This is a genomic window from Pyxidicoccus sp. MSG2, from assembly GCF_026626705.1.
Lineage (GTDB): Bacteria > Myxococcota > Myxococcia > Myxococcales > Myxococcaceae > Myxococcus.
This window is the reverse complement of the sequence record NZ_JAPNKC010000001.1, coordinates 11,203,619-11,227,766: the sequence shown is the minus strand read 5'-3', so window position 1 is coordinate 11,227,766 and position 24,148 is coordinate 11,203,619. Positions and strand designations below refer to the sequence as shown.

General features: G+C 70.7%; 21 protein-coding genes. 5 read left to right on the top strand and 16 right to left on the bottom strand.

All coding sequences use genetic code 11. From position 1 onward, the window contains the following. Window positions 1-75 precede the first annotated feature (75 nt). The 5 genes from OV427_RS43445 to OV427_RS43425 all read right to left on the bottom strand — a co-directional run bounded on the left by OV427_RS43445 (window position 76) and on the right by OV427_RS43425 (window position 4,708). Entirely contained in the window at window positions 76-2,265 is a 2,190-nt protein-coding gene (locus OV427_RS43445) for a D-alanine--D-alanine ligase family protein (RefSeq protein ID WP_267862117.1), read from the bottom strand. Continuing rightward, a complete protein-coding gene (locus OV427_RS43440; protein ID WP_267862116.1) occupies window positions 2,250-2,894 on the bottom strand; it encodes an RDD family protein in 645 nt (214 codons plus the stop codon). The genes OV427_RS43445 and OV427_RS43440 overlap by 16 nt, the downstream gene beginning before the upstream one ends. Then, window positions 2,891-3,301 (bottom strand): hypothetical protein, encoded by a 411-nt coding sequence (locus OV427_RS43435; protein ID WP_267862115.1) that lies wholly within the window; start codon window positions 3,299-3,301, stop codon window positions 2,891-2,893. The genes OV427_RS43440 and OV427_RS43435 overlap by 4 nt, the downstream gene beginning before the upstream one ends. Before the next feature lie 173 nt (window positions 3,302-3,474). After that, entirely contained in the window at window positions 3,475-4,443 is a 969-nt protein-coding gene (hemB, locus tag OV427_RS43430) for a porphobilinogen synthase (RefSeq protein WP_267862114.1), read from the bottom strand. A 64-nt stretch (window positions 4,444-4,507) separates the two neighbouring features. Then, a complete protein-coding gene (locus tag OV427_RS43425; RefSeq protein ID WP_267862113.1) occupies window positions 4,508-4,708 on the bottom strand; it encodes a hypothetical protein in 201 nt (66 codons plus the stop codon). 247 nt (window positions 4,709-4,955) lie between these two features. On the opposite strand from OV427_RS43425, the gene OV427_RS43420 reads away from it, so the two are divergent. From OV427_RS43420 to OV427_RS43410, 3 genes are read left to right on the top strand one after another with little or no spacing between them, the layout of a single operon-like run. Continuing rightward, on the top strand, window positions 4,956-5,903 hold the full coding sequence (locus OV427_RS43420) for an ABC transporter ATP-binding protein (protein WP_267862112.1): 948 nt from the start codon (window positions 4,956-4,958) through the stop codon (window positions 5,901-5,903). Then, entirely contained in the window at window positions 5,900-6,736 is an 837-nt protein-coding gene (locus tag OV427_RS43415) for a hypothetical protein (RefSeq protein WP_267862111.1), read from the top strand. Before OV427_RS43420 ends, OV427_RS43415 begins: the two co-directional genes overlap by 4 nt. A 1-nt stretch (window position 6,737) precedes the next feature. After that, window positions 6,738-7,859 carry a hypothetical protein gene (locus OV427_RS43410; protein WP_267862110.1) on the top strand — a complete coding sequence of 374 codons (1,122 nt, stop codon included), beginning with the start codon at window positions 6,738-6,740 and terminating at the stop codon, window positions 7,857-7,859. 69 nt (window positions 7,860-7,928) lie between these two features. On the opposite strand, the gene OV427_RS43405 is transcribed toward OV427_RS43410, so the two are convergent. The 5 genes from OV427_RS43405 to OV427_RS43385 all read right to left on the bottom strand — a co-directional run bounded on the left by OV427_RS43405 (window position 7,929) and on the right by OV427_RS43385 (window position 14,505). Further along, window positions 7,929-9,089 carry a glycoside hydrolase family 19 protein gene (locus OV427_RS43405; RefSeq protein ID WP_267862109.1) on the bottom strand — a complete coding sequence of 387 codons (1,161 nt, stop codon included), beginning with the start codon at window positions 9,087-9,089 and terminating at the stop codon, window positions 7,929-7,931. Window positions 9,090-9,311: 222 nt separating this feature from the next. After that, complete coding sequence (locus OV427_RS43400) at window positions 9,312-10,661, bottom strand: hypothetical protein (protein ID WP_267862108.1); 1,350 nt, start codon at window positions 10,659-10,661, stop codon at window positions 9,312-9,314. Between the two features lie 431 nt (window positions 10,662-11,092). Then, the gene (locus OV427_RS43395; RefSeq protein WP_267862107.1) at window positions 11,093-11,845 is read right to left on the bottom strand and encodes a tRNA1(Val) (adenine(37)-N6)-methyltransferase; all 753 of its coding nucleotides are present in this window, start codon (window positions 11,843-11,845) and stop codon (window positions 11,093-11,095) included. Between the two features lie 51 nt (window positions 11,846-11,896). Then, on the bottom strand, window positions 11,897-13,042 hold the full coding sequence (locus OV427_RS43390; RefSeq protein ID WP_267862106.1) for a DUF1015 family protein: 1,146 nt from the start codon (window positions 13,040-13,042) through the stop codon (window positions 11,897-11,899). Window positions 13,043-13,110: 68 nt separating this feature from the next. Further along, the gene (locus OV427_RS43385) at window positions 13,111-14,505 is read right to left on the bottom strand and encodes a hypothetical protein (protein WP_267862105.1); all 1,395 of its coding nucleotides are present in this window, start codon (window positions 14,503-14,505) and stop codon (window positions 13,111-13,113) included. A 307-nt stretch (window positions 14,506-14,812) separates the two neighbouring features. Here OV427_RS43385 and OV427_RS43380 point away from each other — a divergent pair, with 307 nt between their 5' ends. Together OV427_RS43380 and OV427_RS43375 are read left to right on the top strand one after the other, a co-directional pair. Beyond that, window positions 14,813-16,276, top strand: coding sequence for a deoxyribodipyrimidine photo-lyase (locus OV427_RS43380; protein WP_267862104.1), 1,464 nt, complete (start codon window positions 14,813-14,815; stop codon window positions 16,274-16,276). A gap of 104 nt (window positions 16,277-16,380) precedes the next feature. Further along, a complete protein-coding gene (locus tag OV427_RS43375) occupies window positions 16,381-16,701 on the top strand; it encodes a polyhydroxyalkanoic acid system family protein (RefSeq protein ID WP_267862103.1) in 321 nt (106 codons plus the stop codon). A 39-nt stretch (window positions 16,702-16,740) separates the two neighbouring features. Here OV427_RS43375 and OV427_RS43370 read toward each other — a convergent pair whose 3' ends face one another. From OV427_RS43370 to OV427_RS43345, 6 genes are read right to left on the bottom strand one after another with little or no spacing between them, the layout of a single operon-like run. Beyond that, on the bottom strand, window positions 16,741-18,510 hold the full coding sequence (locus OV427_RS43370) for a CheR family methyltransferase (protein WP_267862102.1): 1,770 nt from the start codon (window positions 18,508-18,510) through the stop codon (window positions 16,741-16,743). Then, entirely contained in the window at window positions 18,504-19,499 is a 996-nt protein-coding gene (locus OV427_RS43365; RefSeq protein WP_267863577.1) for a chemotaxis protein CheB, read from the bottom strand. Before OV427_RS43365 ends, OV427_RS43370 begins: the two co-directional genes overlap by 7 nt. Window positions 19,500-19,533: 34 nt before the next feature. Continuing rightward, window positions 19,534-21,831: a hybrid sensor histidine kinase/response regulator gene (locus OV427_RS43360; RefSeq protein ID WP_267862101.1), complete on the bottom strand. Its 2,298-nt coding sequence runs from the start codon at window positions 21,829-21,831 to the stop codon at window positions 19,534-19,536. 33 nt (window positions 21,832-21,864) lie between these two features. After that, on the bottom strand, window positions 21,865-23,136 hold the full coding sequence (locus tag OV427_RS43355; RefSeq protein WP_267862100.1) for a methyl-accepting chemotaxis protein: 1,272 nt from the start codon (window positions 23,134-23,136) through the stop codon (window positions 21,865-21,867). Window positions 23,137-23,141: 5 nt separating this feature from the next. Beyond that, window positions 23,142-23,522 carry a Frizzy aggregation protein FrzB gene (locus OV427_RS43350; protein ID WP_267862099.1) on the bottom strand — a complete coding sequence of 127 codons (381 nt, stop codon included), beginning with the start codon at window positions 23,520-23,522 and terminating at the stop codon, window positions 23,142-23,144. Continuing rightward, a complete protein-coding gene (locus OV427_RS43345) occupies window positions 23,519-24,001 on the bottom strand; it encodes a chemotaxis protein CheW (protein ID WP_267863576.1) in 483 nt (160 codons plus the stop codon). Before OV427_RS43345 ends, OV427_RS43350 begins: the two co-directional genes overlap by 4 nt. Window positions 24,002-24,148: the final 147 nt, after the last annotated feature.

The window sequence follows — 24,148 nt, the reverse complement described above, 5'->3', positions numbered from 1 at the left end:
AAGGCGACGCCCCGTCCCGCCGCCAGGAAGGCAGGCGCGGGGCGGGGCGTTCGGGTCAGCCGAAGCGGCCGGACGTCAGGCCTTGGCTTCCATGCGCGTGGGCGGCTCGCCGCCGCCACCGGAGCCGCCGGTGCTGCTCCCCGACGACGAGGACGACGCGGCGGCCGGTGCGCCCTGCTCGTCCAGCGGCGGGCCCTTGCGCAGCACCGAGGGCGTCTCGGTGGCCGCGCGGCGCGCCTCGCGCTCCTTGTAGCGGCGGATGGCGGGGGCCATGATTTCGCCGATGAGGCCCCGGTAGTCCATGCCGGCACCCTGGGCGATGAGCACCAGGTCGCTCCAGCCCGGCGTCAGGCCGGGCAGCGGGTTGCACTCGATGAAGTAGATGCGGCCCTTGTCGTCCATGCGGAAGTCGATGCGCGCCACGTCGCGGCACCCCAGCGCCATGAACGAGCTGCGCGCCGCCGTCCGCAGCTTCTCCAGCAGCGCGGGCTCGATCTTCGCCGGCGCGTCGTAGCGGATGCGGTCCGTCCAATCGAGCTTGTGCTGGAAGCTGTAGACGGGGTTCTTCTCCTCCTTGTCGAGGAAGACGATCTCCATCGGCGGCAGCACGCGCGGGCGGCGCTCGCCCAAGAGGCCCACGGTGAACTCACGCCCGCCGATGTACTCCTCGATGAGCGCGGGCTGCTGGTACTTGCTGGCAATCTCGCGCACCACCTCGCGCAGCTCCGCCTCGCTGTAGCAGACGCTCTTGGTGACGACGCCCTTGGAGCTGCCCTCCGCCACCGGCTTCACGATGAGCGGGAAGGAGGTGAACTCCTTGTTGAGGCGCTCCTTGCCCGTGGCCATCAGCTGGAAGTTGGGCGTGAGGATGCCGGCCTGCCGGACGATCTTCTTCGCCAGGGCCTTGTCCAACGCAATGGACAGCGTCGCCGGGTCGGAGCCGGTGTACGGGATGTCGAGCAGCTCCAGCAGGGCCGGGACCTGGCTCTCGCGGTTACGGCCCTTGAAGCCCTCGGCGATGTTGAAGACGACGTCCAGCGGCGTGCTGGACAGCACGGTGGGCAGCTCCGCGGTGGCCTCCAGGTCGATGACCTCGTGGCCCCAGGACGCAATCGCCTCGCGGATGGCCTGCAGCGTGTTGGGCGAGTCGTACTCGGCCTCGCTGTCCTCCACCGACTCGGAGGTGGCCATGGGCTTCACGCGCTTGACGTTGTAGGTGAAGCCCACGCGCAGCGGGCCTGTCTTGCGCGCCGGCTTGCCCTGGCGCTTGCCGTCCTTGATTTTGTGGCGCTTCGCCGCGCTCTGGATGATGGAGTTGATGACTCCGTCGAAGTGCAGCCCGTCCAGCTCCGCGGAGGAGTAGATGCCCGCGCCCGGCTCCAGGCTGGGCAGCGCGTTGATCTCCAGGAAGTACGGCACGCCCGCGTCGCTGAGGCGGAAGTCGATGCGGCCGAGGTCTCTCGTGTCGAGCGCCTGGAAGATCTTCTGCGCCATCTTCCGCACGTCCTCGGCGGTGCGCGTCGGAATCTGCGCGGGCGCGCGCACGCTGACGGCGTTCTCCTTCTTCGTCTTCAGCTCGTAGTCGTAGATGGCGTACTTGCGCCCCGCCGTGACGGCCGGGTCCACCACGTACTCCACCGGCGTGAGCACGCCGTCGTAGTCGTTGTCCACCGCGGCCAGGAACGGCACCGTGAGGTCCCTGCCGGTGATGTACTCCTCCACCAGCACGCCGGCGGGGTACTTCTCCAGCGCGGCGGCCACCTTGATGCGCACCTCGTCCAGCGTCTCCGCGATGGAGTCCTGGGTGATGCCCTTGGAGGAGCCCTCGAAGTTGGGCTTCACGATGACGGGGAAGCGCAGGTTCTCCGCGGTCAGCTCGCTGAGCTTCTCCACGTACTGCCAGCCCGGAGTGCGGATGCCCTGCTTGGTGAGGACCAGCTTGGTGAGCTGCTTGTCCAGCGTCAGCGCCAGCGCGTACGCGTCCGAGCCCGTGTACGGGAAGCCGAGCTCGTCGAAGAGGGCCGGGTAGAAGGCCTCACGGAAGCGGCCGCGCCGGCCTTCGGCGGTGTTGAAGATGAGGTCCGGGCTGTACGCCTCCAGCCGCGCCACGGTGCGCGAGGCGGGACCGCTGACCTCGAAGCGCTCCAGCCGGTGACCGAGCCGTTCAATCGCGGCGGCCAGTGCGTTGACCGTCTCCTGGGTGTCGAACTCCGCTTCTTCTTCCGAATCGGACAGCCTGAGGTTGTGGGTCAGCGCGATGCGCACGGTTGCCCCTTTCTCTTCTTGAGCGAGCGACCGCGGCGCACCTTCGCCGCGGACATGATTCTTCCCGGTGCTCGCTGATGCGCCACCGGCGTGCGGGCTGCAACGGTTGCGCCCGCGACAACCTTCCCGTCCACCACCTGCGTCTGGGCCCAGGTGTCACCGAGCCGCCAGCCGAGCGGATCCCTCACCACGCGCCACGCCTCCACCCCGCCGATGACGACCAGCCCCGCGAGCCCCGCCACCCAGCCCAGCGGCGCGGGCATCATCCCCAGCAGGACGACGAGCGCGAGCGGCGCGTTGCGCAGGGTGCTGTCGCGGTGGCGTGCCGCCGAGCGCGTGGGCAGGTGCATCACCTTCACACCGAAGATGCGCTTGCCCACGCTCTGGCCCTGAATCATGCCGTCGGCCAGCAGCAGGAAGAGCAGCGCCACCACCGCACCCGCCGCGCCGCATACGACGTAGAGGCCCCAGGCCACCGCCACGTCCACCACGCGGGCGCCCAGGCGCAGGAAGAGCGAGGCCTTGGGGTACGGCGAGCCGGTCTCCTCCGCGTCGGCCGCGACGATGCGCAGCACCCGGCTGCCACCGCGGCTGTCCGTCATGAACACACGTTCGCGGTCCGTGCTCACTCCTCGGGCTCCAAGGTGAGTCCTTCCTCGTGCGGCTCGGGCTCGTCCAGCCCCGCCAGCCGGGCCAGGCGCTCGTGCGCGCTCAGCGGGTGAACCATCGGAGCGGCCCACTCGGCCTGCTCGTGCGCCCTGCCCGCGGCGAGCGCCGCGGTGGGGCTGCCCGTGTCGGACATGCGCAACAGCCGCTCGCGCGCGGCGTCCTCGTCATGCGCGGCGGGGGCACCCTCGCGGGTGAAGAAGACGAAGGCCATGGCCGGCCGCTTGGAGGCCTCGCGCATGGCGAACTGCACGCCGTCCAGGTTCCAGCCCTTGCCGGTCCACTCGTTGAGGGTCCACTCCAGCGTGCCCTCGTCCACCGTGGACAGCTCCACCACTTTGTACTGCAACGGTCCGGGTGCACGAATCACCGCAGAGCGTCCGCTCCCGGGGCGCCTACCGGCCCTCCGCCGACGTTGGGGCGGGGGCTTCTCGGACTTGCGTGCGGGCCGCTTCTTCTTGGTGGGCATCTTGCGCGGTTCATTTGGACGCAATGCGCCGCGCGGATCAAGTCCTCGGCGCGCGGCGTGCGTCCGGTTGTCGCCTACAGGAGCTTCGCGGCTTCCAGGGCGTGGTAGGTGATGATGAGGTCCGAGCCCGCGCGCTTGATGGACGTGAGCGTCTCCATCATCACCCGCTCGTAATCAATCCAGCCGTTCTGCCCGGCGGCCTTGAGCATGGAGTACTCGCCGGACACGTTGTAGCTGACCACGGGCAGCTCGAAGCGCTCGCGCACGGCGCGGATGATGTCCAGGTAGGCCAGCGCGGGCTTCACCATGATCATGTCCGCGCCCTCCTCCACGTCCAGGGCGACCTCCTTCAGGGCCTCGCGCACGTTGCCGGGGTCCATCTGGTAGCCGCGGCGGTCGCCGGACTTGGGCGCGCTCTGGGCTGCCTCGCGGAAGGGGCCGTAGAAGCCGGAGGCGTACTTGGCCGCGTAGGAGAGGATGGGCACCTCGGTGAGGCGAACCTCGTCGAGCGAGCGGCGGATGGCGGCCACGCGGCCGTCCATCATGTCCGACGGAGCGATGATGTCCGCGCCGGCCTGGGCGCAGGAGACGGCCATCTGCGCGAGCAGCGGCAGCGTGGCGTCGTTGACGACGTGGCCCTCCTCCAGCACGCCGCAGTGGCCATGGTCCGTGTACTCGCAGAGGCACACGTCGGCGATGACCTGCAGGTCCGGCTCGGCGGCTTTGATTTCGCGGATGGCGCGCTGGACGATGCCGTCCTTCGCGTAGGCCTGGGAGCCGTGCGCGTCCTTGTGGTTCGGGATTCCGAACAGGAGGACGGAGGGGATGCCCAGGGCCTTCGCCTGCCGGGCCTCGGCGACGGCGTGCTCGACGGACAGGTTGAAGATGCCCGGCATGGAGGCGATGGGACGGCGCACGTCCCGGCCTTCCACGACGAAGAGCGGATAGATGAAGTCGCCCGGCGACAGGCGCGTCTCGCGCACCATGTCTCGCAGGACGGGGTTACGACGGAGGCGGCGGGGGCGATGGACGGGATAGGCCATGACGGTCGCCGGTATAAACCGGCGGCGCCCGGCATTCATCGTTTCCGCACCCCTGCCCGGCCGCTCAGCCTGCGGCGAGCCGCCAGCTGCGCTGATGCCGTGCGGCCTCACGGGCAGCGCGCTGCGCACGGCGCTCGGCGAGGTCGGCCTCGTGCAGGGCCCGGGCGTAGCGCACGCGCGCCGCCTCGGTGCCAGCCTTCAGTCCCTGCTCGGCCGCCTCCAGCTCACGACGGGCCTCCTGAAGCTGCGGGTCGACATACGCCATGGGTTCCATCTCCTGGGGTGTGAAGGTGCCCGGCGACGTGTGCACACCTCGGACCATGGAGCCCCAAGCGTTCCAAGCTCGCGGAAGGACGGGGTGTCGCGGCGCGGCAGACACGAATTGGGTGCGAAACATGTTTCCCAGGTGCGCGTAGAGGTCGTCGCGGAGGAAGGCACGGGTGCTCCCCCGTCCGCCCGCCCTCCGCTGAAGGTGGCGAGGCAATCGTCGCCCGCCCCGGTCGTCTACAGTCATGACCGTGACAGCCAGAGCGCCAGCCATCGAGGTAAGGGGACTGCGGAAGACGTACCACCGGGCCTTCCGCAAGACGGGGAACGATGCCCTCAAGGGCATGGACCTGAGCGTGCCGGAGGGGAGCGCCTTCGGGCTCATCGGCCCCAACGGCGCGGGCAAGACGACGTTCATCAAGAGCATCCTCGGCATCGTCCAGCCCACGGCGGGCACGGTGCGGGTGCTGGGGGGCTCGCCCGAGGACCCGCGCATCCGCGCGCGCATCGGCTACCTGCCGGAGCGGCTGCACCTGCCGGGCTCGTGGACGGCGACGGCCTTCCTGTCCACCGTCACACGTTTGAAGGGCCTGAAGTCTGATGCGCAGGGGAATTCGCGCCTGCTGGAGCGCGTGGGCCTGGCGGAAGCGGCGGGCCGGAAGATTGGCGGCTACTCCAAGGGCATGCGGCAGCGGCTGGGGCTGGCGGCGGCGCTGGTGGGCACCCCTTCCCTGCTGATTCTCGACGAGCCCACGGACGGCATCGACCCCATGGGCCGCCTGGAGGTGCGCCGCATCCTCCTGGAGGAGGTGCAGAAGGGCACCACCCTCTTCCTCAACTCGCACCTGCTGGCGGAGACCGAGCGCGTGTGTGACCGCGTGGCCATCCTCGCGGACGGGCGCGTGCTGCGCGAGGGTCGGCTGGAGGACCTGGCGCGCGGCGGGGCCCGGTGGATGGTGCGCTTCGCGCCCGGTGTGGACGCGGGGGCCCTGGGCGCGGCGGGTTTCACGCGGGGCAGCGCGGACGGCGTGTACCACGTGGAGGCGGAGGACCCGGCGGCGCTCAACGCGGCGGTGGACCGGGCTCGCGCGGCCGGGGCACTGCTCGTGGAGTTGCGGCGGGATGGGGCTGACTTGGAGTCCGTGCTGCTGGGGACGGTGGCTCCGGCGAACACGGTGGGGGTGGCGGCTTGAATCCGGTGCTGGGAATCGCGGGGTACGTGCTGCGCGAGGCGATGTCGCGCAAGTTCATCCTCGCCTTCGTGGTGGGAATCACGTTGGTGCTGTCGGTGGTGGCGCTGAGCCTGCGGCTGGACGTGGTGGACGGCGCGCTGGCGGCCTCGCGGCTGTTCGGCGAGGACATTCGCGCGAGCATCCGCTCCGTCGACGTGGCGCTGCGTCCCGTGTACACGGCGGCGGCGTTCATCGTGTTCTACGGGGGCATCCTGTTCGGCATCGTCGCGTGCTCGGACTTCGCACCGTCGCTGATGTCGCCGGGGCGCATCGAGCACCTGCTCGCGCTGCCGATTCAGCGCTGGCACCTGCTGGCCGGGACGTTCCTGGGCGTCATGGCGCTGGCGCTGGGCGGGACGCTGTATGGCACCACGGGGCTGGTGCTCATCTTCGGCGTGAAGGCGGGGTACTGGACGGCGGGGCCGCTCATCGCCGGGCTGATGGCGTGCGTGGGCTTCGCCGCCGTGTACGCGGTGATGCTGACCACGGCGACGCTGGTGCGCAGCGCGGCGCTGAGCGCGGCGGCGGGCATCCTGGTCCTCGTGGGCGGCGTCATCGCGGGGTACCGGACGCAGATTTCCTCCGCGTTCGAGGATGGCATCAGTCGGAGCGTCTTCGAGGCCGTGACGCTGGCGCTGCCGCGCCTGTCGTCGCTGGCACAGGCCGCGGGAGACATCGCGGCTTCGACTCCGCTGCAGGTCCACTCGTTGGGGACGCTGCTCACGGGAGTGATGGTGTTCGGGTTTGGTGCGCTGGCCGTGGGGTTCTGGCGCTTCGAAGGAAAGGATTACTGACGTGGACAACCGTCGACGGCGTCGGGTGTGGCTCGGGGTGGCGGCACTGTTGTTCGTTGTGGCCGCGGTGTTGATGTTCGCGGGTCAGGGAGACTCGCTCCCGAAGGACGATGGTCCCCAGGTGGAGTTCCCCCGGCGGATGCGGGGTGAGGAGCGCGAGCGCGCCGAGAAGCGCCGCACGTGGGTGATGCCCATGGTGGCGGACGCGGGCACTGCGGCGCAGGAGCGTCCGCGTCCGAGAGACCCGCTGCTCGCGGCACTGCCCCGGGGCCCGGGCCGCACGGCGGTGGTCATCGAGGCCAACGCGCTGAGGCACTCGCCGATTGGCGAGCTGCTGTTGGACTGCATGATGCGCGACGGAGGGAAGCAGCTGGACGAGATCCGCAAGAGGAGCGGCGTGGACCCGCTTCAGGATCTGGACCGGCTGGTCATCACCGACGAAGGGATGATGCTGTCGGGCAACTTCGGCAACGCGAAGTTCCAGGAGATGATGGGCAACGCGGTGTCGGCGGACTACGGCGAGGGCGCGCGCGTCTACGAGCCGGGCGAGTCGACGGTGACGAGGCCGGACGGAACCACGGAGACGCGGAGGCGGGACACCGCGGTGGGCGTCTGGAACAACCAGCTCTTCATGGTGGGCAAGACGCCGGACGAGGTGAAGGCGGCCATCGACCGCGTGGAGGGGCGCGGACCGGACGAGCCGTCCGTGATTCCGGAGAACAGCACCTACGGCGAGATGTACGGCGTGCTGTCGGTGGAGCAGATCGCGAAGCTGCTGCCGCCGGAGCAGGCGGAGCTGGCGCAGCGGCTGCGCGACGTGGCGCAGAATGTGGAGCTGCACGTGGACGCGTCGTCGGACGTGGCGCTGGTGGCGGAGGTGCGCGGCCCGGACGCGGCCAAGGTGACGGACCTGGGCAAGTCCCTGGGCGCCGCGCTGTCCCTGGCCCGCATGAAGGCGCAGGCCGAGGGCGAGAAGGAGATTGCGCAGCTGCTCGACTTCGCCCGCGTGCAGCCGGACGGCGACACGTTCAAGCTGGAGATGGCCGTGCCGCTGGAGGCCATCAAGGAGCGGCTGGCCTTCTGCAAGCAGGAGCGGCAGTCAGCGGAGGCGACCGCGAAGTAGGCGCGGCGGGCGGCGGAGGCGGCCGCGCACCCGGCGCGGCCACCGCCAGACCCTCGGTGCCCGGGCTGGCTATTCGGCCTGCTGGCGCAGCACATCCAGCGCCGTGTCGTAGGCCTCCAGGCGCCGGTCGACGCCGTTGTAGCCGCCGTTGACGCCCAGGGTGACGGCGCCGATGCGGCCCTGGTCCGCCTGCTGGTTGAGGCCCCGGTCGTTGAAGTACCAGGCGCCGGTGCGCGCGGCGAGGTCCGCGTCGGTGGCGACCTGATCGGGGTTGGCAGTGAGGTCCGTCCCCAGCGCGTTGCCCGCCTCGGTGTAGTTGCTCTCGTGGGTGAGCTGCAGCATCCCGCGGCCGTAGTAGTCCCCGTGCTCCGGGTTGGGAGAAATCTCGGACATGTACTGCAGGTCCGCCGTCTCCGCGGCGATCTGGGACAGGAAGGCCGCCTGGCGCTCGGGTGTGGAGATGTTGAACTCCTCCATCGCCTCGTTGAGCGGGTCCAGGTACTGCGCCCGCTGCTCGTCCGTGGCATTGGGCATGATGTCGGCGAGCTGCTGGTCCGTCACGGCGGTGTACGTGTCCGGCAGGTCGACGGCGGGCGCGGTGATGCCCTGCGCCTCGGCGGCGCGCCGCTCCGCGATCTCCGCGGCCATGGCATCGCGGGTCGCCGCGTCGTAGTTGCCGGTGACCGTCATCCCCTGCTCGTACTGGAAGGACTTGATGGCCCCCTCGGTGATGGAGCCGTAGAAGCCGGTGACGTGCGCGGGAGCCACCATGCCCAGCTCCTGGAGCGCGGTCTGCACCTGCTGGTTCTGGGCCGTCACCTCGGCCGACGGGTCCGTCCCCGCGGGGTTGCGCGTCAGCTCGACGTCGGGCAGTTCCTGCTTCGCGGCCTCGATGTCCGCCTCCGTCACCGTCGGCGTCTGGGCCTGCTGGGCGGCGTCGGCTGCCTGCGTGTCCGTGGCGTCCTGCGTGGCCTGTGCATCCTGCGTGGCCTGTGCGTCCTGCGCGGCCTGAGCCACGTCCGCGGCCTCGGCCGCCTGCGCGGCTTCCACATCGTCCGCGGCCTCGGCGTCCTGCGCGGCCTCGGCCTCCTGCGTGGCCTGGGCTTCCTTCGCGGCATCCACTGTCTTGGCCGCGTCGACCGTCTGCGCCTGGGCCACCGTGCTGCTCACGGGAGACGGATTGAGGTCCACCGGAGCCTTCGCGGCGACAGCGGGCGTGAAGCTATCCACCGCGAACTGATTCCGGACCGCCGCGTTCTTCGCGGCCTGGGCCTGGGCGGCCTGTTCGGAAGCCTTCCTCGAAGCCTCTGCCTGCCGGGCCGCATCGGCGCGCGCGGCATCCGCCCTCGCGGATTCCGCCCTGCTGGCGCTGTCGGCTCCGCCACTTCCTCCACTGCTTCCAACGCTCGACATGGGCAGTCCCTCACGCAACGCAATTGCGGTTTCCTGGGATTATCGCGAGGTGTGGGATGAAGTTGTGTAGGCGCCCGTCTTCGGGTCGAGGGTGTGCTGGACTGCGAGCTGCTTCCCGCGCGGCGCGGGGTAGACCTCGAAGGCCTCGATGCGCGTCAGGTCCTCGCTGGCGGTCCACGCCACGGGGCGCGTGGACAGGCCGCCGGTGCCCTGCAGGCGCGTGGGGCTGGAGAAGCGTCCCTGCGCGTCCATCGTGAAGTGCTGGAAGGACACCAGCGGGCACTCCCCGCACGTGCCAGTGCCCATGGGGTTCGAGAGGCCCTGGTACACCTGGAGGAGCTGGACTCCCGAGGCGCGCGGGGCCGCGCGGAGGGCGTCGTTGCCGATGTTGCGCGTGTCCAGGATGGACTGTCCCCGACGGGACACCAGCCAGCGGTCCACCCCACCCCGGCGGTTCACCTCCGCTGGCACGGAGACGAGCTCGAGGTCTCCCGCCTCGGCCACGGGCTTCACGTCGGACAGGTCCACGCGAACCACGGCGGGGCTCGGGGCCTTGGGAGAATACTGGTAGGCCTGTGCCGGATTCACCCAGACCTCGAGCCAGTCCGCGCCCGGCCCGGGCTGATACGAAGCACCCGGCTGCGCCTTCAGCGCCTGCGCCAACAATTCGGGCCACCGGCCGTAGCGCAGCGGCTTCGACAGGCTCACGGCCTGGAGGCCGGTGGACAAGGCCAGCGGTGGCCGGGGGCTGCCGCCAGCGCCGCCGTCCACCACACTCACGCGGAAGCCCAGGTGTGCCAGGGGCGCCTCGGCCGTGCGGGGGAAGGCCGTCGCGGGGATGAGCGCCTCGAAGCGGAGGCCCCCCGGCATGGGCACGAAGCGCGCGGAGCCCACGAGGTCCGCCTGCCCGAAGCGCACCACGCCGCCGGACCGCACGACGTACCTTGCAACCAGCGCGTCCTGGAGTTGCTGGCGCCGCTCGGACTGTTGCTTCCACCAGGCCTGGCAGGCCGCGGTCCTCTTCGGGGGCTTTGGTGGGCAGTCGCCTTCCGTTGGGACGAGGTGCTCCTGGAACTGGTCGACGAAGGCCAGCGGCGGCAGCTCCGGCGGAGGCAACGAGAACGACACCTCGACCTGCTCTCCGGCGAGTCGGGCCGGGTCGTCGCGAAGCTCGCCCGCGATGGCGAGCCCCCCGGAATCCACGGCGAGCCAGACCGTGGCGGACCGTGCGTCGGGGGGCGCTTCGCCCAGGGTCAGCGAAGGCGGTTGCGTCCACTCACCCAGGTTTCCGTCCACCTGGAAGCCCGCGGGCAGTCCCTCCTGGACGCGGAGGTTCGTGTCGCCCACGGGGACGGTGGCGAGCAGCAGGAGCAGCGCGGGTCGCATCATGGTGTCGGGCCTCTGGGGCGAGATGATGCCGCAGTTCCTGGACTTTCCCCGAATGCAACCGGATTGACCTTCGATCGAGCAGGAAGGTGCCTGGCGAAGCGTCCTGGCCACCTGAGTCGCGACGGAGGCTTCCGGGCCGCCTGGCTCGGGCTGCTCGCAGTAGAAGACATCCACCTTCCATTCAGGCCCCTGCGTCCTCCTGGCAAGACGGTCGGCACGTTGCTCCTGTTTCTGATTGTCCAGCTCGAACTCGGCCCGCTCGCGAACCTCTGGATTCTCGGTGGCCGCTGAGATGGCCGACAGCAGACGCACGCGGTAGGCGCGATTCGAATCCGGCATGGACTCGACGAGCGATAGGAAATGACTCCGCTGCCGACCGAGGTCATGAAGGTCAACACCAGCAGCGTGGCGCTTCCGGCGGCGGATACACCTCAGACGATCATCGCCCGCACTTCTTCCGTGAAGGCGTGCTCGTCCTCCGCGTGCACCACGAGGGGCGGAAGCACCGTCAGGTCCGCCCTCCCCCCCTTCACCGCATGGAGGAGCACCAGCTTCGCGGGCCTGTCTCCGCGCGGATGCACCCAGCGCACGGTGCGCGGCTCCAGCCGGTGCGCTCGCAGCACGTCCACCAGATCGCTGAAGCGCGAGGCCGGATACACCATGCACAGCGCGCCCCTCGACATCAGCAGGTGCTCCGCCGCGCGCGCCACGTCTGTCAATTCACACGCCAGCTCGTGCCGGGCAATGGCCTTCTCAATCGACAGGCTCGTGCGCCCCGACGCGCGGGCGCGGTACGGCGGATTGCAGAGCACGTGCGCGAAGCCGCACGGGGGGAACTGGGCCTCCACGAGGCGCAAATCCCCCTGAACCAACGACACCTCGCGCTCGCAGCGGTTGAGGTACACGTTGCGCTCGGCGAGGGAGAACAGCCGCGGCTGCAACTCCAGCGCGATGATGTCCTTGCGGCCCAGCCTCCGCGCGAGCACCAGCGGGATGATTCCGCAGCCCGTCCCCAGGTCCATCAGCCGGCCCCGCAGCGCTCCGGCCTCGTACACCGCGAAGTGCGCCAGCAGCAGCGGGTCCAACGTGAAGCGGTAGCCCAGGCGGCGCTGGAGCACCTGCACCTCACCGCCGCAAATCGAATCGAGGGTCTCCCCGGGCCCCGGTTGGAGCTCGAGCCGCACGCGCCGGGGCCAGTCCGGCAGGGTTCGTGTCAGGACCCTCACGCTGGAAAGCTAGGCTTCGCGATCCAGGAACAGAAGGCCCGCGGGTGGAAGCGGTTCCACCCGGAGTGTCCTCGGCGGCAGTGTTGCCTGTGCTTCCATCACGGCTCGCACCTCCCATACTGGCGGAGGGTTGAGGGCGAAGCCCGCCTGGAAGGTGCCCTCCTCCACGCCGCGCACCAGTGACTCCAGCCCCTGCACCGGAAACACCTGGGGATGCCCCGACGCCTCCGGGTCCTTGATGCCCAGCACCGTCCGCAGCACCAGCGCGTTGAGCAGCGCCAGGTCCAGGCTGCGCAACGTCGGATTCCGGGGCGCTCCCTTCAGGTGCGCCAGGTCCAGGCCCTGACGGAACCGGAGGATGCGCCCCCGCCCTCCGGGCAGCACCAGCAGCACCGCGTGGTGTCCACTGATGAGCGTTGCCAGCCGCTCGCGAGCGGCGGACAGTCCTCGCGGCGTGTCGAGCGGCTCATCCAGCTCGTAGACGCGCGCATACGCCGTCACCAGCGTGAGGAAGGTCTCCTCCTTGAAAGTGTCCACGCCCTTCAGGGCACGGTGGATGGGCTGGAGCTCCAGGCCGGGGTCCGACAGGGGCACCACCGCCGCCAGCGCGGGGCCACCCTCGTTCAGCGCCGCCAGCGGTCGCATGGGAGCCTCGTCCAGCACCGCCTGCAGGCGCTTGGACACCGGCGAGGGCTCGATGCGCCGCAGCGACATCGGGTGGCCGTCGAACTGGCCCTGCCACACCGTAATCGCGCGCTCCGAGGCCTCCGCCAGCAGCCCCCGCAGGACGCCATGGTCGTCCGCGGTGAGGGTGACGGCGGGCTCGGCCTCCCAGGCGCGAGGCCGGTACGGGTCGTGCTCCAGCGGGAGGCCCGCGTCCGCGTTCAGCGCGCACAGCAGGAAGCGCACCGGTGGGCCCCCCAGCTTGCCCGCGGGGCTGTGGATTTCCACCAGGTACAGCGCCGGCCGCGCATCGCGAAGCAGGGCGCCCGACTCGCGCAGGCGGCGCAGCTCCGCCGTGGGGTTCGCCGCCCCCAGCAGGGAGCGCACATGGGAAGGCTGGGGCGCCGCGTTGCTTCGCGGCACGTAGTCGCTGGGCTCCAGCCGCTGCTCCAGCGAGGCCATGAGGGCCGTGAAGGGATGAACGCGCGCCATGTCGGGGGGAAGGTGGTGCCTCCTGCCCCGCCGTGCCATGGCGCCCGCCCGGCTGCCCTACGGCCCGTCTACCACCAGACGTTCTTGTACGGCCGCGCCTTCGAGGGGCGACCGACCATCTTCAGCGACGAGCGGTCCACGCTCTCCTCCCACAGGAGGCTCACCGTGGTGATGGCGCCCGCCGAGCCGAGGAAGGACAGCACGTAGGGGGTGGACTGGTCGAAGCCGCCCAGCACCAGGCCGGAGATGAGCAGCACCGCCGCGCCCACTCCCGCGCCGAACATGTCCGCGCGGAGGATCTGTGAGGACGTGGGGTTGTAGCGCATGGTGGCCAGCGCCAGCGCGCCCGCGCCGATGCCCGGGGCCAGGAGCAGCGTGTCGCGCCACGTCTTGCTGGACACATCCGTGCCGGAGAAGTGGATGGTGGCCAGGAGCAGCGCGGCGTACGCCAGGCCCCAGCCCGCGCCGGACGCAATCAGCAGGCCGTCGTTGAGCGGCAGCTGCCCACCGCCGAGCCCTGCCGTGAGCCACGCGCCCAGTTCCGCGCCGAGGAAGGCGGACCAGGTCAGCACGCCCGCGTCCTGGGTGAACAGGTCCATGAAGCCGGCCATGAACATGCCGCCCACCACCGAGTTGGCGATGCCGAAGTGGGCCATGGGCTTGTCCACCCAGTTGTTGAACTGCCACCACGCGGACGCGCCGAAGCCCAGGCCCGCACCGATGAGCGTGCCGGCCAGCATCGCCTCGCGCGAGCTCTGGTTGAAGTTGAAGTCGTTGGCGAAGGCCTGCGTGAAGAAGCCGCCCAGCGCGCCGAGCGTCGTGTGGTGCAACATGAAGGTGAGGCTGCCGGGGCCGGACAGGAACGGGCCCTGGCGGGGCCGGCCGTCCAGCATCACCCCGGTATCCTCGGGCGGCGGCAAGGTGGACGCGGTGGCCGACGACGGCACCGCGGAGGGCTTCGACGGGTCCGTCTGCTCGTCCGGCGTCAGCGGCGCCTGCGGCTGCGTGACGAGCGAGCCCGGCTCCGGAGGCACCCGGGGCGCATCCGTGGCAGAGGGCTGCTGCGCCGGGTCCGGCTGCGCGGTGGTGGGCGGCGCGTACGTGGGCTGCTGCGGCGCCGGATACGTGTTCTGCGATGGCGGATACGCCGGGTCCGCGGGCTGCTGCTGCGGCGGCGCGGTGTTCTGCGGGGGCGGGTACGCCTGCTGCGGGGGCGGATAGGCCGGCGCGGGCTGCGTCTGCGTCGAGTCCTGCGGAGGCGACGCGGGCGCGGGGGCCGGCGGGGTGGCGGGCTCCTGGGGGTAGGCCGGCTGCTGCGGCTGCGCGTACCCCGGCTGCGCGGAGGACGGGGGCGGCGTGGACGGGTAGGAAGAGGACGCCTGCGCACCGGCGGTCACCGGCGCGGCGAGCGCCAGGGTGAGGGCGGCGACGGACAGGCAGCTCCAGAATCTCGGATGTGGCACGCAACGACTCCTTGGGTCAGCCGGCCGCGCAGAAGACCACAACCGGCCCTGAAGCGCCGGTTTTTGGGCACTTCCGTCCACTTCCGGTCCACAGGCCCCCGTTCCCACCCGGGTCCTGCATCAGGCGTCACGTGTCTGTGCACACGCGGAGACACTTCCGCGCATCCGGCGGCCTTCTGGTGGCCGGCGACTCGCGGCGCACCGGGCATGCGCCATACCTCCACCGACGCACTTCCCCGAAATATGTAACTGGAACACATGTATTTTTTCCCTGCGACGCGGACGCCGTCCGCGCATCGGGAGACACATGCCCACCGGGTTTTCGTGGTCCGAGCTTGGCGTGGACTCCGCGCGCGTCGTGGTCGTGAAGGACGTGCCCTTCCCCACCGACTCGCGGGACTTCGTCCTCTACTGGTGCATGGTGAACCACCGGGCGGAGGAGAACCACGCGCTCGACGTGGCCATCGCCCTGGGCAACCACCTGGGCCTGCCCGTGGTCGTGTATCAGGCCCTCCGCCCGGACCATCCCTACGCCGCGGACCGGCTCCACGCCTGGGCGCTCGAAGGCATGGTCGACATGGCGACGGGCTGTGCCTCGCGCGGCCTGCCGTACTGGCTGGAGCTGCCGCGCCACAAGCGGGAGCACCGTCCCCGGATGGCGGAGCTGGGCGGCCGTGCCGCCGCCGTCGTGTCGGACCTGTTCCCCACGTTCATCATCCCCGGCCACCTGCGCGGCGCGGCGAAGGCACTGGACGTGCCGCTGTTCGCGGTGGACGCGTCGTGCGTGGTGCCCATGCAGCGCATCGCCACGGTGCAGGCCGGCGCGTACACCCTGCGGCCCAAGCTGCAGAAGCTGTGGCCGGAGTACCTGGGCCGCACCCTGCCCGCCCGCGCCGTCAAGGCCGTGGCCGCGGGGCGCAAGCTGGAGCCGGGCTTCGACACCGCGGACGCGCGCGAGGCCCGCAAGGCGCTGGCCGCCTTCGACATCGACCACACGGTGGCCCCCATCTCCGAGCGCGGCGGGCGCAAGGCGGGGCTCGCGTCGCTCAACGCCTTCCTCCAGCGCATGGATGGCTACGACACCGAGCGCAACGACCCGGGCCGCGCGCACCAGTCCGGCCTGTCCCCCTTCTTCCACTGGGGCAATCTCTTCGCGGGCGAAGCGGCGCGCGCCGTCATCCGCTCGCGCGGCACGGACCACCCCGCCGTTCGCGCCTTCCTGGAAGAGCTGCTGGTGCGGCGCGAGCTCGGCTTCAACTTCTGCTTCCACACGCCCGGCCCCCGGCAGCTCTCCCTGGAGTCATTGCCCGCGTGGGCGCGCGAGACGCTGGCCTCGCACCAGAAAGACGCGCGCGAACACCTCTACACGCTGGAGCAGCTGGAGACGGCCAGCACCGGGGACGGCCTGTGGAACGCGGCCCAGCGGGAGCTGCTGGAGCGCGGCCGCATCCACAACTACCTGCGCATGCTCTGGGGGAAGAAGCTGCTGGAGTGGAGCGCCACCCCCGACGAGGGCCTCCAGCGCATCGCCCTGCTCAACGACAAGTACGCGGTGGACGGGAGGGACCCCGCCAGCGTGGCCAACTTCATGTGGGTGCTGGGGCTGCACGACAGGCCCTTCCAGGAGCGGAAGGTGCTGGGGAAGGTGCGGCCCATGAGCTCGCAGCGCACCGCGGAGAAGTACGATCTGGCGCCGTACCTGGCCCGCTGGGGACGCCCCGGGGACCCGCCGGTGAAGCTCAAGCGCTCCCGGCGCGTGACCGGCCGGTGAGCAAGCCTGTTGACATCCGCGCCATCAAAAGTGAGACGACGGTTCCCTTCCCGCCCGCGCGCCACTAAACGCAAGGACGGGTCACCGACATCAGGAGCCGGGCCATGGGCATGATGAAGTTCGATATCCCCCACTCCCTCCCGAAGGAGGAGGTGAAGCAGCGCGTCGAGCAGTTGCTGAAGTACTGGAGCAGCAAGTACGGAGTGAAGGCGGACTGGGCGGGCGACGGCGCGAAGATCGCCGGCAAGGTGATGGGCATCCAGATGGATGCGTCCTTCAAAATCACCGACAGCCTGGTCGAGGGTGAGGGCACCGACCCCGGCATGCTCCTGCGCGGCAAGGCCAAGTCCTACCTGCAGGACAAGTTCGCCTCCGTGCTGGATCCGAAGAAGACGCTGGACCAGGTGAAGACGAACCTGACCTAGCAGGCCCGGGCTCGGAACCCGGCGGCCCCGGCGCTGCTTTCAGCGCAGGGGCTGCTCCTCCAGCGCGGCGAGCGCATAGCGCGCCGCGCGGGAGATGGCGTCCGCCGAGTCCGGCATCTCCGGGTAGTGCCCGGCCAGGGGCCGCTGCGGGAAGCGCAGCTGGGCAATGGCGTTGCGATAGCTGCGCCGTGCCGACTCCGGCTCCTGGGAGCGCTCGTACACCTGCGCCAGCAGGTAGTGGCCGATGGCCAGCGTGGGCTCCAGGAACAGCGCCTTGCTCAACTCCGAGCGCGCCTCGTCCAGCTTCCCGGCCTGCAGCGCCGCCACCCCGCCGAACACGCGCGCCTCCACGCACAGCGGCTCGCGCTGAATCGCCTGCGCGACGGTGTCGCGCGCCTCGGGGATGCGGCCCGTCAGCGAGTAGAGGTTGCCCAGCGTGAGGATGGCATCCAGGTCGCTCGGCTCGTCCACCAGCAGGCGCTCGACGCCGGCGATGGCGGCGGGGAAGTCCCCCTGCGCCATCTTCCGCACGGCCATGGCCAGGCGCTCCGCGGGCGGCAGCAGCTTGGGCCATGCCGGCACCTCGCCGGTGGCGCTGCGCGTGGGCGTCACCGTGGGAATCTCCTGGGTGATGCGCGGGCGCGCGACCTCCGGAGCGGACACCGCCGGAAGCTCCTGGGTGATGCGCGGGCGCGCCAGGTCTCCGGAGCCTCCGGCGCGCGGCCCCACGGGCGGCGGCGTGGCAGGAGTCACGGGGGCCGGAAGGTGCACGTGCCCCTTCACCGCCCTGGGAGCGGCAGGCGCTGCCGGCCCCTGCGGGGATGGCGGCGTGCCCCGCGTCAGGGCTCCGGACGCGGACTCCACCTGGATGCGCTTGCGCAGGTCCGCCGCGAAGGACTCGGGCGTCTGCTTGCGCTCGGCCACTTCCGGCTCGCCGGGGTACGGGGTGATGCGCAGCGGCGGCGGGCGGATGGCCTTGTCGGCCAGCGGGCGCCGGTACACGAAGGCGCCGTCCACTTCGATCATCTCGAAGCGGTCATAGACCTTGAAGAGGCTCTCCGAGTAGCCCAGGAACAGCAGCCCACCCGGCCGCAGCGCGCTGAGGAAGCGGTCCATCAACCCGCGGATGGTGGGCAGGTCGAAGTAGATGATGACGTTGCGGCAGAGGATGAGGTCCAGCGAGGACAGCCCCACCTTGTCGAACACGGGGACCGCCAGGTTCTGCCCGTCGAAGCGGATGTAGTCGCGCAGGGTGGACAGCGCCTCGTAGCCCTCGTCCACGGGACGGAAGAAGCGCTTGAGCCGCTCCGGCCCGATGCTGATGCAGCGGCGCGAGGTGAAGCGCCCCTGCCGCGCGGCCTCCACCGCGGCCAGGTTCAGGTCGGTGGCCAGCAGGTCCACCTCCAGGGAGAGCGCGCCCAGCTCGGCCAGCACCATGGCCACGCTGTAGGGCTCCTCTCCCGTCGCGCAGCCGGCGGACCAGACGGACACCTTGCGCATCTCCCGCCGCGCACGCGTCACCAGCTCCGGCAGCACGCTCTTCTCCAGGGCGCGGAACTGCTTCGCGTCGCGGAAGAACTCCGTGTGCCCCACTGTCACCAGGGGGAGGAACGAGCGCAGCTCCTCCTCGCCGCCCGGGCCCGACAGCTGAGCGAGGTACTTCTCCGGCTCCTCCACGCCCACCACGGGCATGCGCGTGGACAGCGCCAGGCGGAGGCTGTGGAAGCCATCCGGCGTAATCTTGAGGCCCGCACGCTCCAGGAGGAGCGCGGCGAGCTGCTGGAGCACCTTGTTGCTCGCGGTCAGCACGCGTCCACCCACTGAAGCAGCATCGGTCCAATCCGGTCCAGCGGCAGCACCTCCTGCGCGGCGCCCATCAGCACGGCCTCGCGGGGCATGCCCCAGACGGTGGACGTTGCCTCATCCTGCGCGATGGTCCTCCCACCACGTTCCCGAATCTCCTTCAACCCTCGCGCGCCGTCGCGCCCCATGCCCGTCAGGATGACCCCGATGCAGCGCGAGCCGAAGGCCTCGCCCGCGGAAGTGAGCAGCATGTCACACGAAGGTCTGAAACCGCGGAGCGCGGGCCCGGAGTCCAGCTCCAGCCTGCCCTCCGGTCGGACCAACAGGTGACTGCCAGACGGAGCGATGTACACCGTGCCGGGCTCCATCACCACTCCGGTTTCCGCCTCCTGCACCCTCAGCGCCGTCTCCATGGCCAGCCAGTGCGCCAGGCCCTCGGTGAAGCCCTCGCTGATGTGCTGGCAATACGCAAGGGGCGCCGGAAAGCCCCGCGGAATCATCCGCAGCACCTGTGCCACCGCCTTGGGGCCGCCCAGCGACGCGGCGATGGCCACCAGCGGGAAGGGCGGCGCGGGCGCGTCCGTGCGCGGCAGGGGTCGGGTGCTCACCTGCCGCACCGCCTTCACCTGCGCCAGCATCACCAGCTTGCGCGAGACATGGCCCCAGAAGTCCGCCCCCGGCGAGGCCGGACGCTCCACCACGTCCAGCGCGCCCAGGGCCACGGCCTGGAAGGCGTCCTGGCCGGAGAGCGCGCCCGGGTGCAGCGCGAGGATGGGCACCGGCCGCTCCACCATGACGTGCTCAACCGCCTCCAGCGCCTCGCGGGCGCTGAGGTCCACCAGCAGCACGTCCGGGAAGTGGCGCTGCACGGCGACCAGCGCGCCGGCGAAGTCCACCTCCGCCGGGCCCACCGGGACGAGCGACTCGCCGTCGAAGAGGCCGCGCGCGGCGAGCGCACGCAGCCCCTTGCCCACCATGAGCACCCGGAACGCCATTCCTGCCGCAGGGGGACCGCCCAAGCGTGGCTCCTCAGGTCAGCCGGTCGATGGCTTGCGCGAGGATCTCCACGCCGAGTTCCCCCTTGACGAGGTAGGCGTCCGCCCCCGCGTCGAGGCCGCGTCGCTTGTCCTCCGGAGAGGCCAGCGACGACAGGATGATGACGGGGATGCGGGCCACCGCGGGCGTCGACTTGAGCCGCCGCGACAGCGTGAAGCCGTCCATCTTGGGCATCTGCACGTCGGTGAGGATGAGGTCGTACTGGTTGTTCTGCACCTTCGCGTACGCCTCCTCGCCGTCCTGGGCCTCCTCCAGCAGGTGCCCCAGCGCCTTGACCAGCGCTCCTTCCGTGGCGCGAGCAATCGGCGAGTCGTCCACCAGCAGCACCCGCAGGCGCCTGGCCGCCGGAGCCTGGGTGACGGGACGCGCCATGCGGCGCACCTCGGCCATGATGTCCGGCACGTGCAGCAGCACGGCGATGCGGCCGTCCTCCAGCGCCGCGGTGCCGGCGATGAAGGGCGCGCCCTTGAGGAACTCGCCGCCGCAGGGCTTCACGGCGACCTCGCGCTCGTCCACGAAGCCGTCGACGACGAGCGCCGCGTGGTCCTCGCCGTGACGCACCACCACCGCGGGCGGCTTGTCGAAGCGGTTGCCACCGTTGAGGCCGAGCAGCGGCCCCAGCGCCACCAGCGCGGTGGGCTTGCCCCGGTGCCGCACGGCGAGGGTGCCGAAGATTTCCAGCCGGTCCTCCGGCTTGACGCGCATCACCGCTTCCACGTCCGCGGCGGGCATGCCGTAGACGTCGTCGCCCAGGCGCACCAGCAGCACCTTCATGAGGGCGAGCGACTGGGGCAGCCGGAGCGTAATCGTGGTGCCACGGCCGATGCGGCTGTTGACGCCCACCGAGCCGCCCAGCGTCTCCACCTTCCGCTTCACCACGTCCATGCCCACGCCACGGCCGGACAGCTCGCTGACCTGGTCGCGGGTGGAGAAGCCGGGGCGGAAGATGAGCTCGATGGCCTCGCGCTCGGACAGCGCGTTGGCCTGTACCTGGGTGATGAGGCGCTTGTTGACGGCGGCCTGGCGCAGGCGCTCCGGGTCGATGCCGCGCCCGTCGTCCTCCACCTCGATGTGGAGCATGTCGCCGTCCACGCGCACCTTGATGCGGACACGGCCCGTGAGCGGCTTGCCCAGGCTCTGGCGCGTGTCCGGAGACTCCACGCCGTGGTCCACCGAGTTGCGCAACAGGTGCACCAGCGCGTCGCGCACGTCACCCAGCATGGACCGGTCCACGCCGATGTCGGCGTTCTCGATGACCAGGTCCACCTCCTTGCCCTGCGTGCGCGACATCTCCCGCACCGCGCGGGGGAAGGCGTCGAACACGGTGGACAGCGGCACCAGCCGGGCCTCGGCCACGTGGTCCGCCATCTTCGCGAGGTTGCCGTGCAGCGTGTTGATGCCGTCGTCGTTGCGCCGCACGAAGCGGAACGCATCGTCGCGCAGCATGTGGAGGTCGCTCTCCACGCGGTCCAGCAGCGCGCGCACCGGGGTGGGGATGTCCACCTGCTCCGCGAGCCGCAGGAAGCGGTCGCCCAGGCGGCTGAAGCGCTCGAACAGCGCCTCCGTCTCCGAGCTGCGCAGCCGTCCCCGGGCGCTTTCCACGAGCAGGTCGCCCGCGAGCAGCCCCAGCGAGTCCAGCACCTCCACGTTGACGCGGATGGTCCGGTCCGCCACCGCGGCGGACTTCGCCGCGCCCTGCTGCTCCTCGGGAGCGGCCGGAGCCGCCGCGGCGGGAGCCTCGGGAGCGCGCTGCACCGGCGCGGGCGGAGCCGCCACCGGCGCCGGAGCCGGCGCCACGAGCTTCGGGGCCACCGGCGCCGCCACCGGCGCGGCGGGCGCGGGCGGCGGAGCGGCGGGCTTCGGCTTGGGCCCGATGGAGGGTGGCTCCTGGCCGGAGACCTCCGCGAGCGCCTTGACCATCTCCTCGCTGGCGGGGGTGCCGGTGTTGGCGCCCGCCAGGTCCTCGTTCAAATCGGAGAGAACGTCACACGCCCTGAGCAGGACGTCGGTGGCGATCTCGGTGGCCGTCCTGCCCTCGCGCTCGGCGCGCAGGACGTCCTCGGCGGCGTGCGCCAGCTGGCCGATGACGGGCAGGCCCAGCATGCGGGCCTCCCCCTTCATCGTGTGCAGCTCGCGCGCGACGTCTTCCGCGGCCTGGTCCGCGGTTTCCTTCTCCAGGTCCAATACCCCCAGCTGAATCTTCTGGAGGCGGTCTGCGGTGACCTCCTGGAACTTCTTCAGGAGGGACTTCTTGAGAGCCTCGGTGTCCATGGCCGGCGTTCGCCCCTCCCGTTCCAGGAAGCGCTAGTCGGCCTTGAAACGCTTGATGAGCTCTGCCAGCCGGCCCGCGAGCTGCGTCAGCTCCGCCGCGGCACCCGTGGCCTGCTTGGAGGCCTGCGTCGTCTGGCGCGTCACGTCCTCGATCTCCGCCATGGAAGCCACCACCTGCTCCGTCGCCGTGCGCTGCTGCTGCGTGGCGAGGTTGATGACGCGGGCCGCGTCGCTGGTCTCCTGCACACCGGCGAGGATGCCTTCCACCGCCTGCGCCGCCACCGCGCCCAGCTTCTCGCCGGACTCGGTCGCCGTCTTGGAAGCCTCCGCCGCACCGGCCGCCGCGGCCGTGGCCTCGCGAATCTCGGTGATGAGGTTCTTGATCTCCTTGGTGGAGTCCAGGACGTTCTCCGCCAGGCGCCGCATCTCCGCCGCGACGATGGAGAAGCCCTTGCCGGCCTCACCCGCGCGGCTGCCCTCGAGCGCCGCGTTCAGCGCCAGCAGGTCCGAGCGGTCGGCAATCTCGTCGATGACCTCCACCACGGTGCCGATGCGCTCCACGCGCTTGGACAGCTTGGCGATGGAGTCCGCCACCGCGACGCCGTCGCTGCGGATCTGCTGCATGGCCTGGATGAACTCACCAATGGCGCCACGGCCCGCGCGAGCCGCACCGAGCGTCTCCTCCGCCACGCGAGCCACGCTGCCCGCGTTCTCCGCGATCTGCGCGGACGCGTGCTTCAGCTCCTCCATGGTGGCGGTCGTCTCGTGGATGGCCGCCGCCTGCTCCGTGGAAGACGTCTCATGCTGCGTGGAGGCCGCGAGCACCTGGTTGGCGGACGAGGACAGGCGCAGCGCCGCCTCGTTGATCTCCCGCACGAAGGTGCGCAGCGTCTCGATGACCTTGCCGAAGCCCTCGAGCAGGGGCCCGAGCTGGGGGTCTTCGGTGGTGGTGTTCCACCGGGACAGGTCGCCCTCGCGCACCAGGCCGATGAGCGAGTCCAGCGCCTGATCGATTTCCTGCGCCGACACCTGCTTGCGGTGCTCGGACGCGGCGAGGTTGTCGAGCACCTGGTTGAGCAGGTGCGCCATCTCCGAGCCGCCCTCGCCCACCAGTTCCTTGGGAACGCGAGCCTGGAGGTTGCCGGAAAGCACCGTCAACAGCGTGTCGGTGAAGGCCTTGTACTGGGCCTGGGTCGTCGCCGGGTTGGCGCTGGCCTTGGAGCCCGCGGCCGCCTTGGAGGCGGGGGCCTTCCGGGCGGAGCGAGCCTTGGACGTGGACTTGTCGTTGGGGGTGTCCAGGGACATTGCGGTCAGTGCCTTCCTTGAGTTCCTTGGGTCCTGGCGGTTTCGACCAGGTCGATGAGCAAAACGGCGCGGGCCTCTTCGAGGTACACGCCAACGGCATAGGGGGCCGCTCCGGCCGTGGGGGGCATCCGGCGGAGCGAGTTGAGGGGGATGGAGCGCACGGCGTGGACGGCATCCACCTTCAGGTGGCCCTCGCCTTCCGGCGTGTCGAAGACGATGGCGCGGTGGCCCCGGAGGGGCAGGCCCAGCCCGGGGAGCGTGATGTCTTCGGGCAGGGAGCGGTCGATGCGCAGCACCGAGGACGCGTCGGTGCCGTACAGCGAGTGGCCGATGTCGAAGAAGAGGATGTCCACCACTTCCTGCATCTGGACGTGCTCGTCGTTCATCGAGCCACCGCCCGCTGCCGCGCGGTCTGCAGCAGCTTGGAGAAGTTGATGAGGTTGATGCCGTCCTGGGCGCCGGTGCCCTGCACCACGCCGAGCAGGTGCTCGGCGGCGGCGTCACCGCCCAGCGGCGGCGGCAGGATTTCAGACACCGGGATGCGGCGAAGGCCGAGCACCGTGTCCGCGACGACGCCGGCCACGTAGCTGCCGGTGATGCCGACGAACAGGCGGGTGCGCGGGCCGATGCGTGCTTCTCCCTTGGAGAGGAAGCGCAGCAGGTCGACGACCGGCAGCACCTCACCTCGGTGGCCGGTGACGCCCATGATGAAGGAAGGTGTTCTCGGCAGGGGGGTGAGCAGGCCCGCGCGGAGAACCTCGAGCACATTCTCACTGGGCACGCCGAGCCGCAGGTCTCCTACCCGGAAGCAGAAAAACTCCTGCTCGGGTCGGGCCTGGGCAGCCACAGCGCGGTCCGGAGCCATCCGGAGTGCCCGCTGGAGGGGTGTGGGGGTCGTGGTCAAGGCGGCAAAGTATCCGGAGGGGACGAAAACCGGTCAAGTAGACCCGACAGGCCGGCTGCTCGGTCGCCGTTTCGATGGTCCGCGCGGATTCAAAGGTGTAGGGTTAGC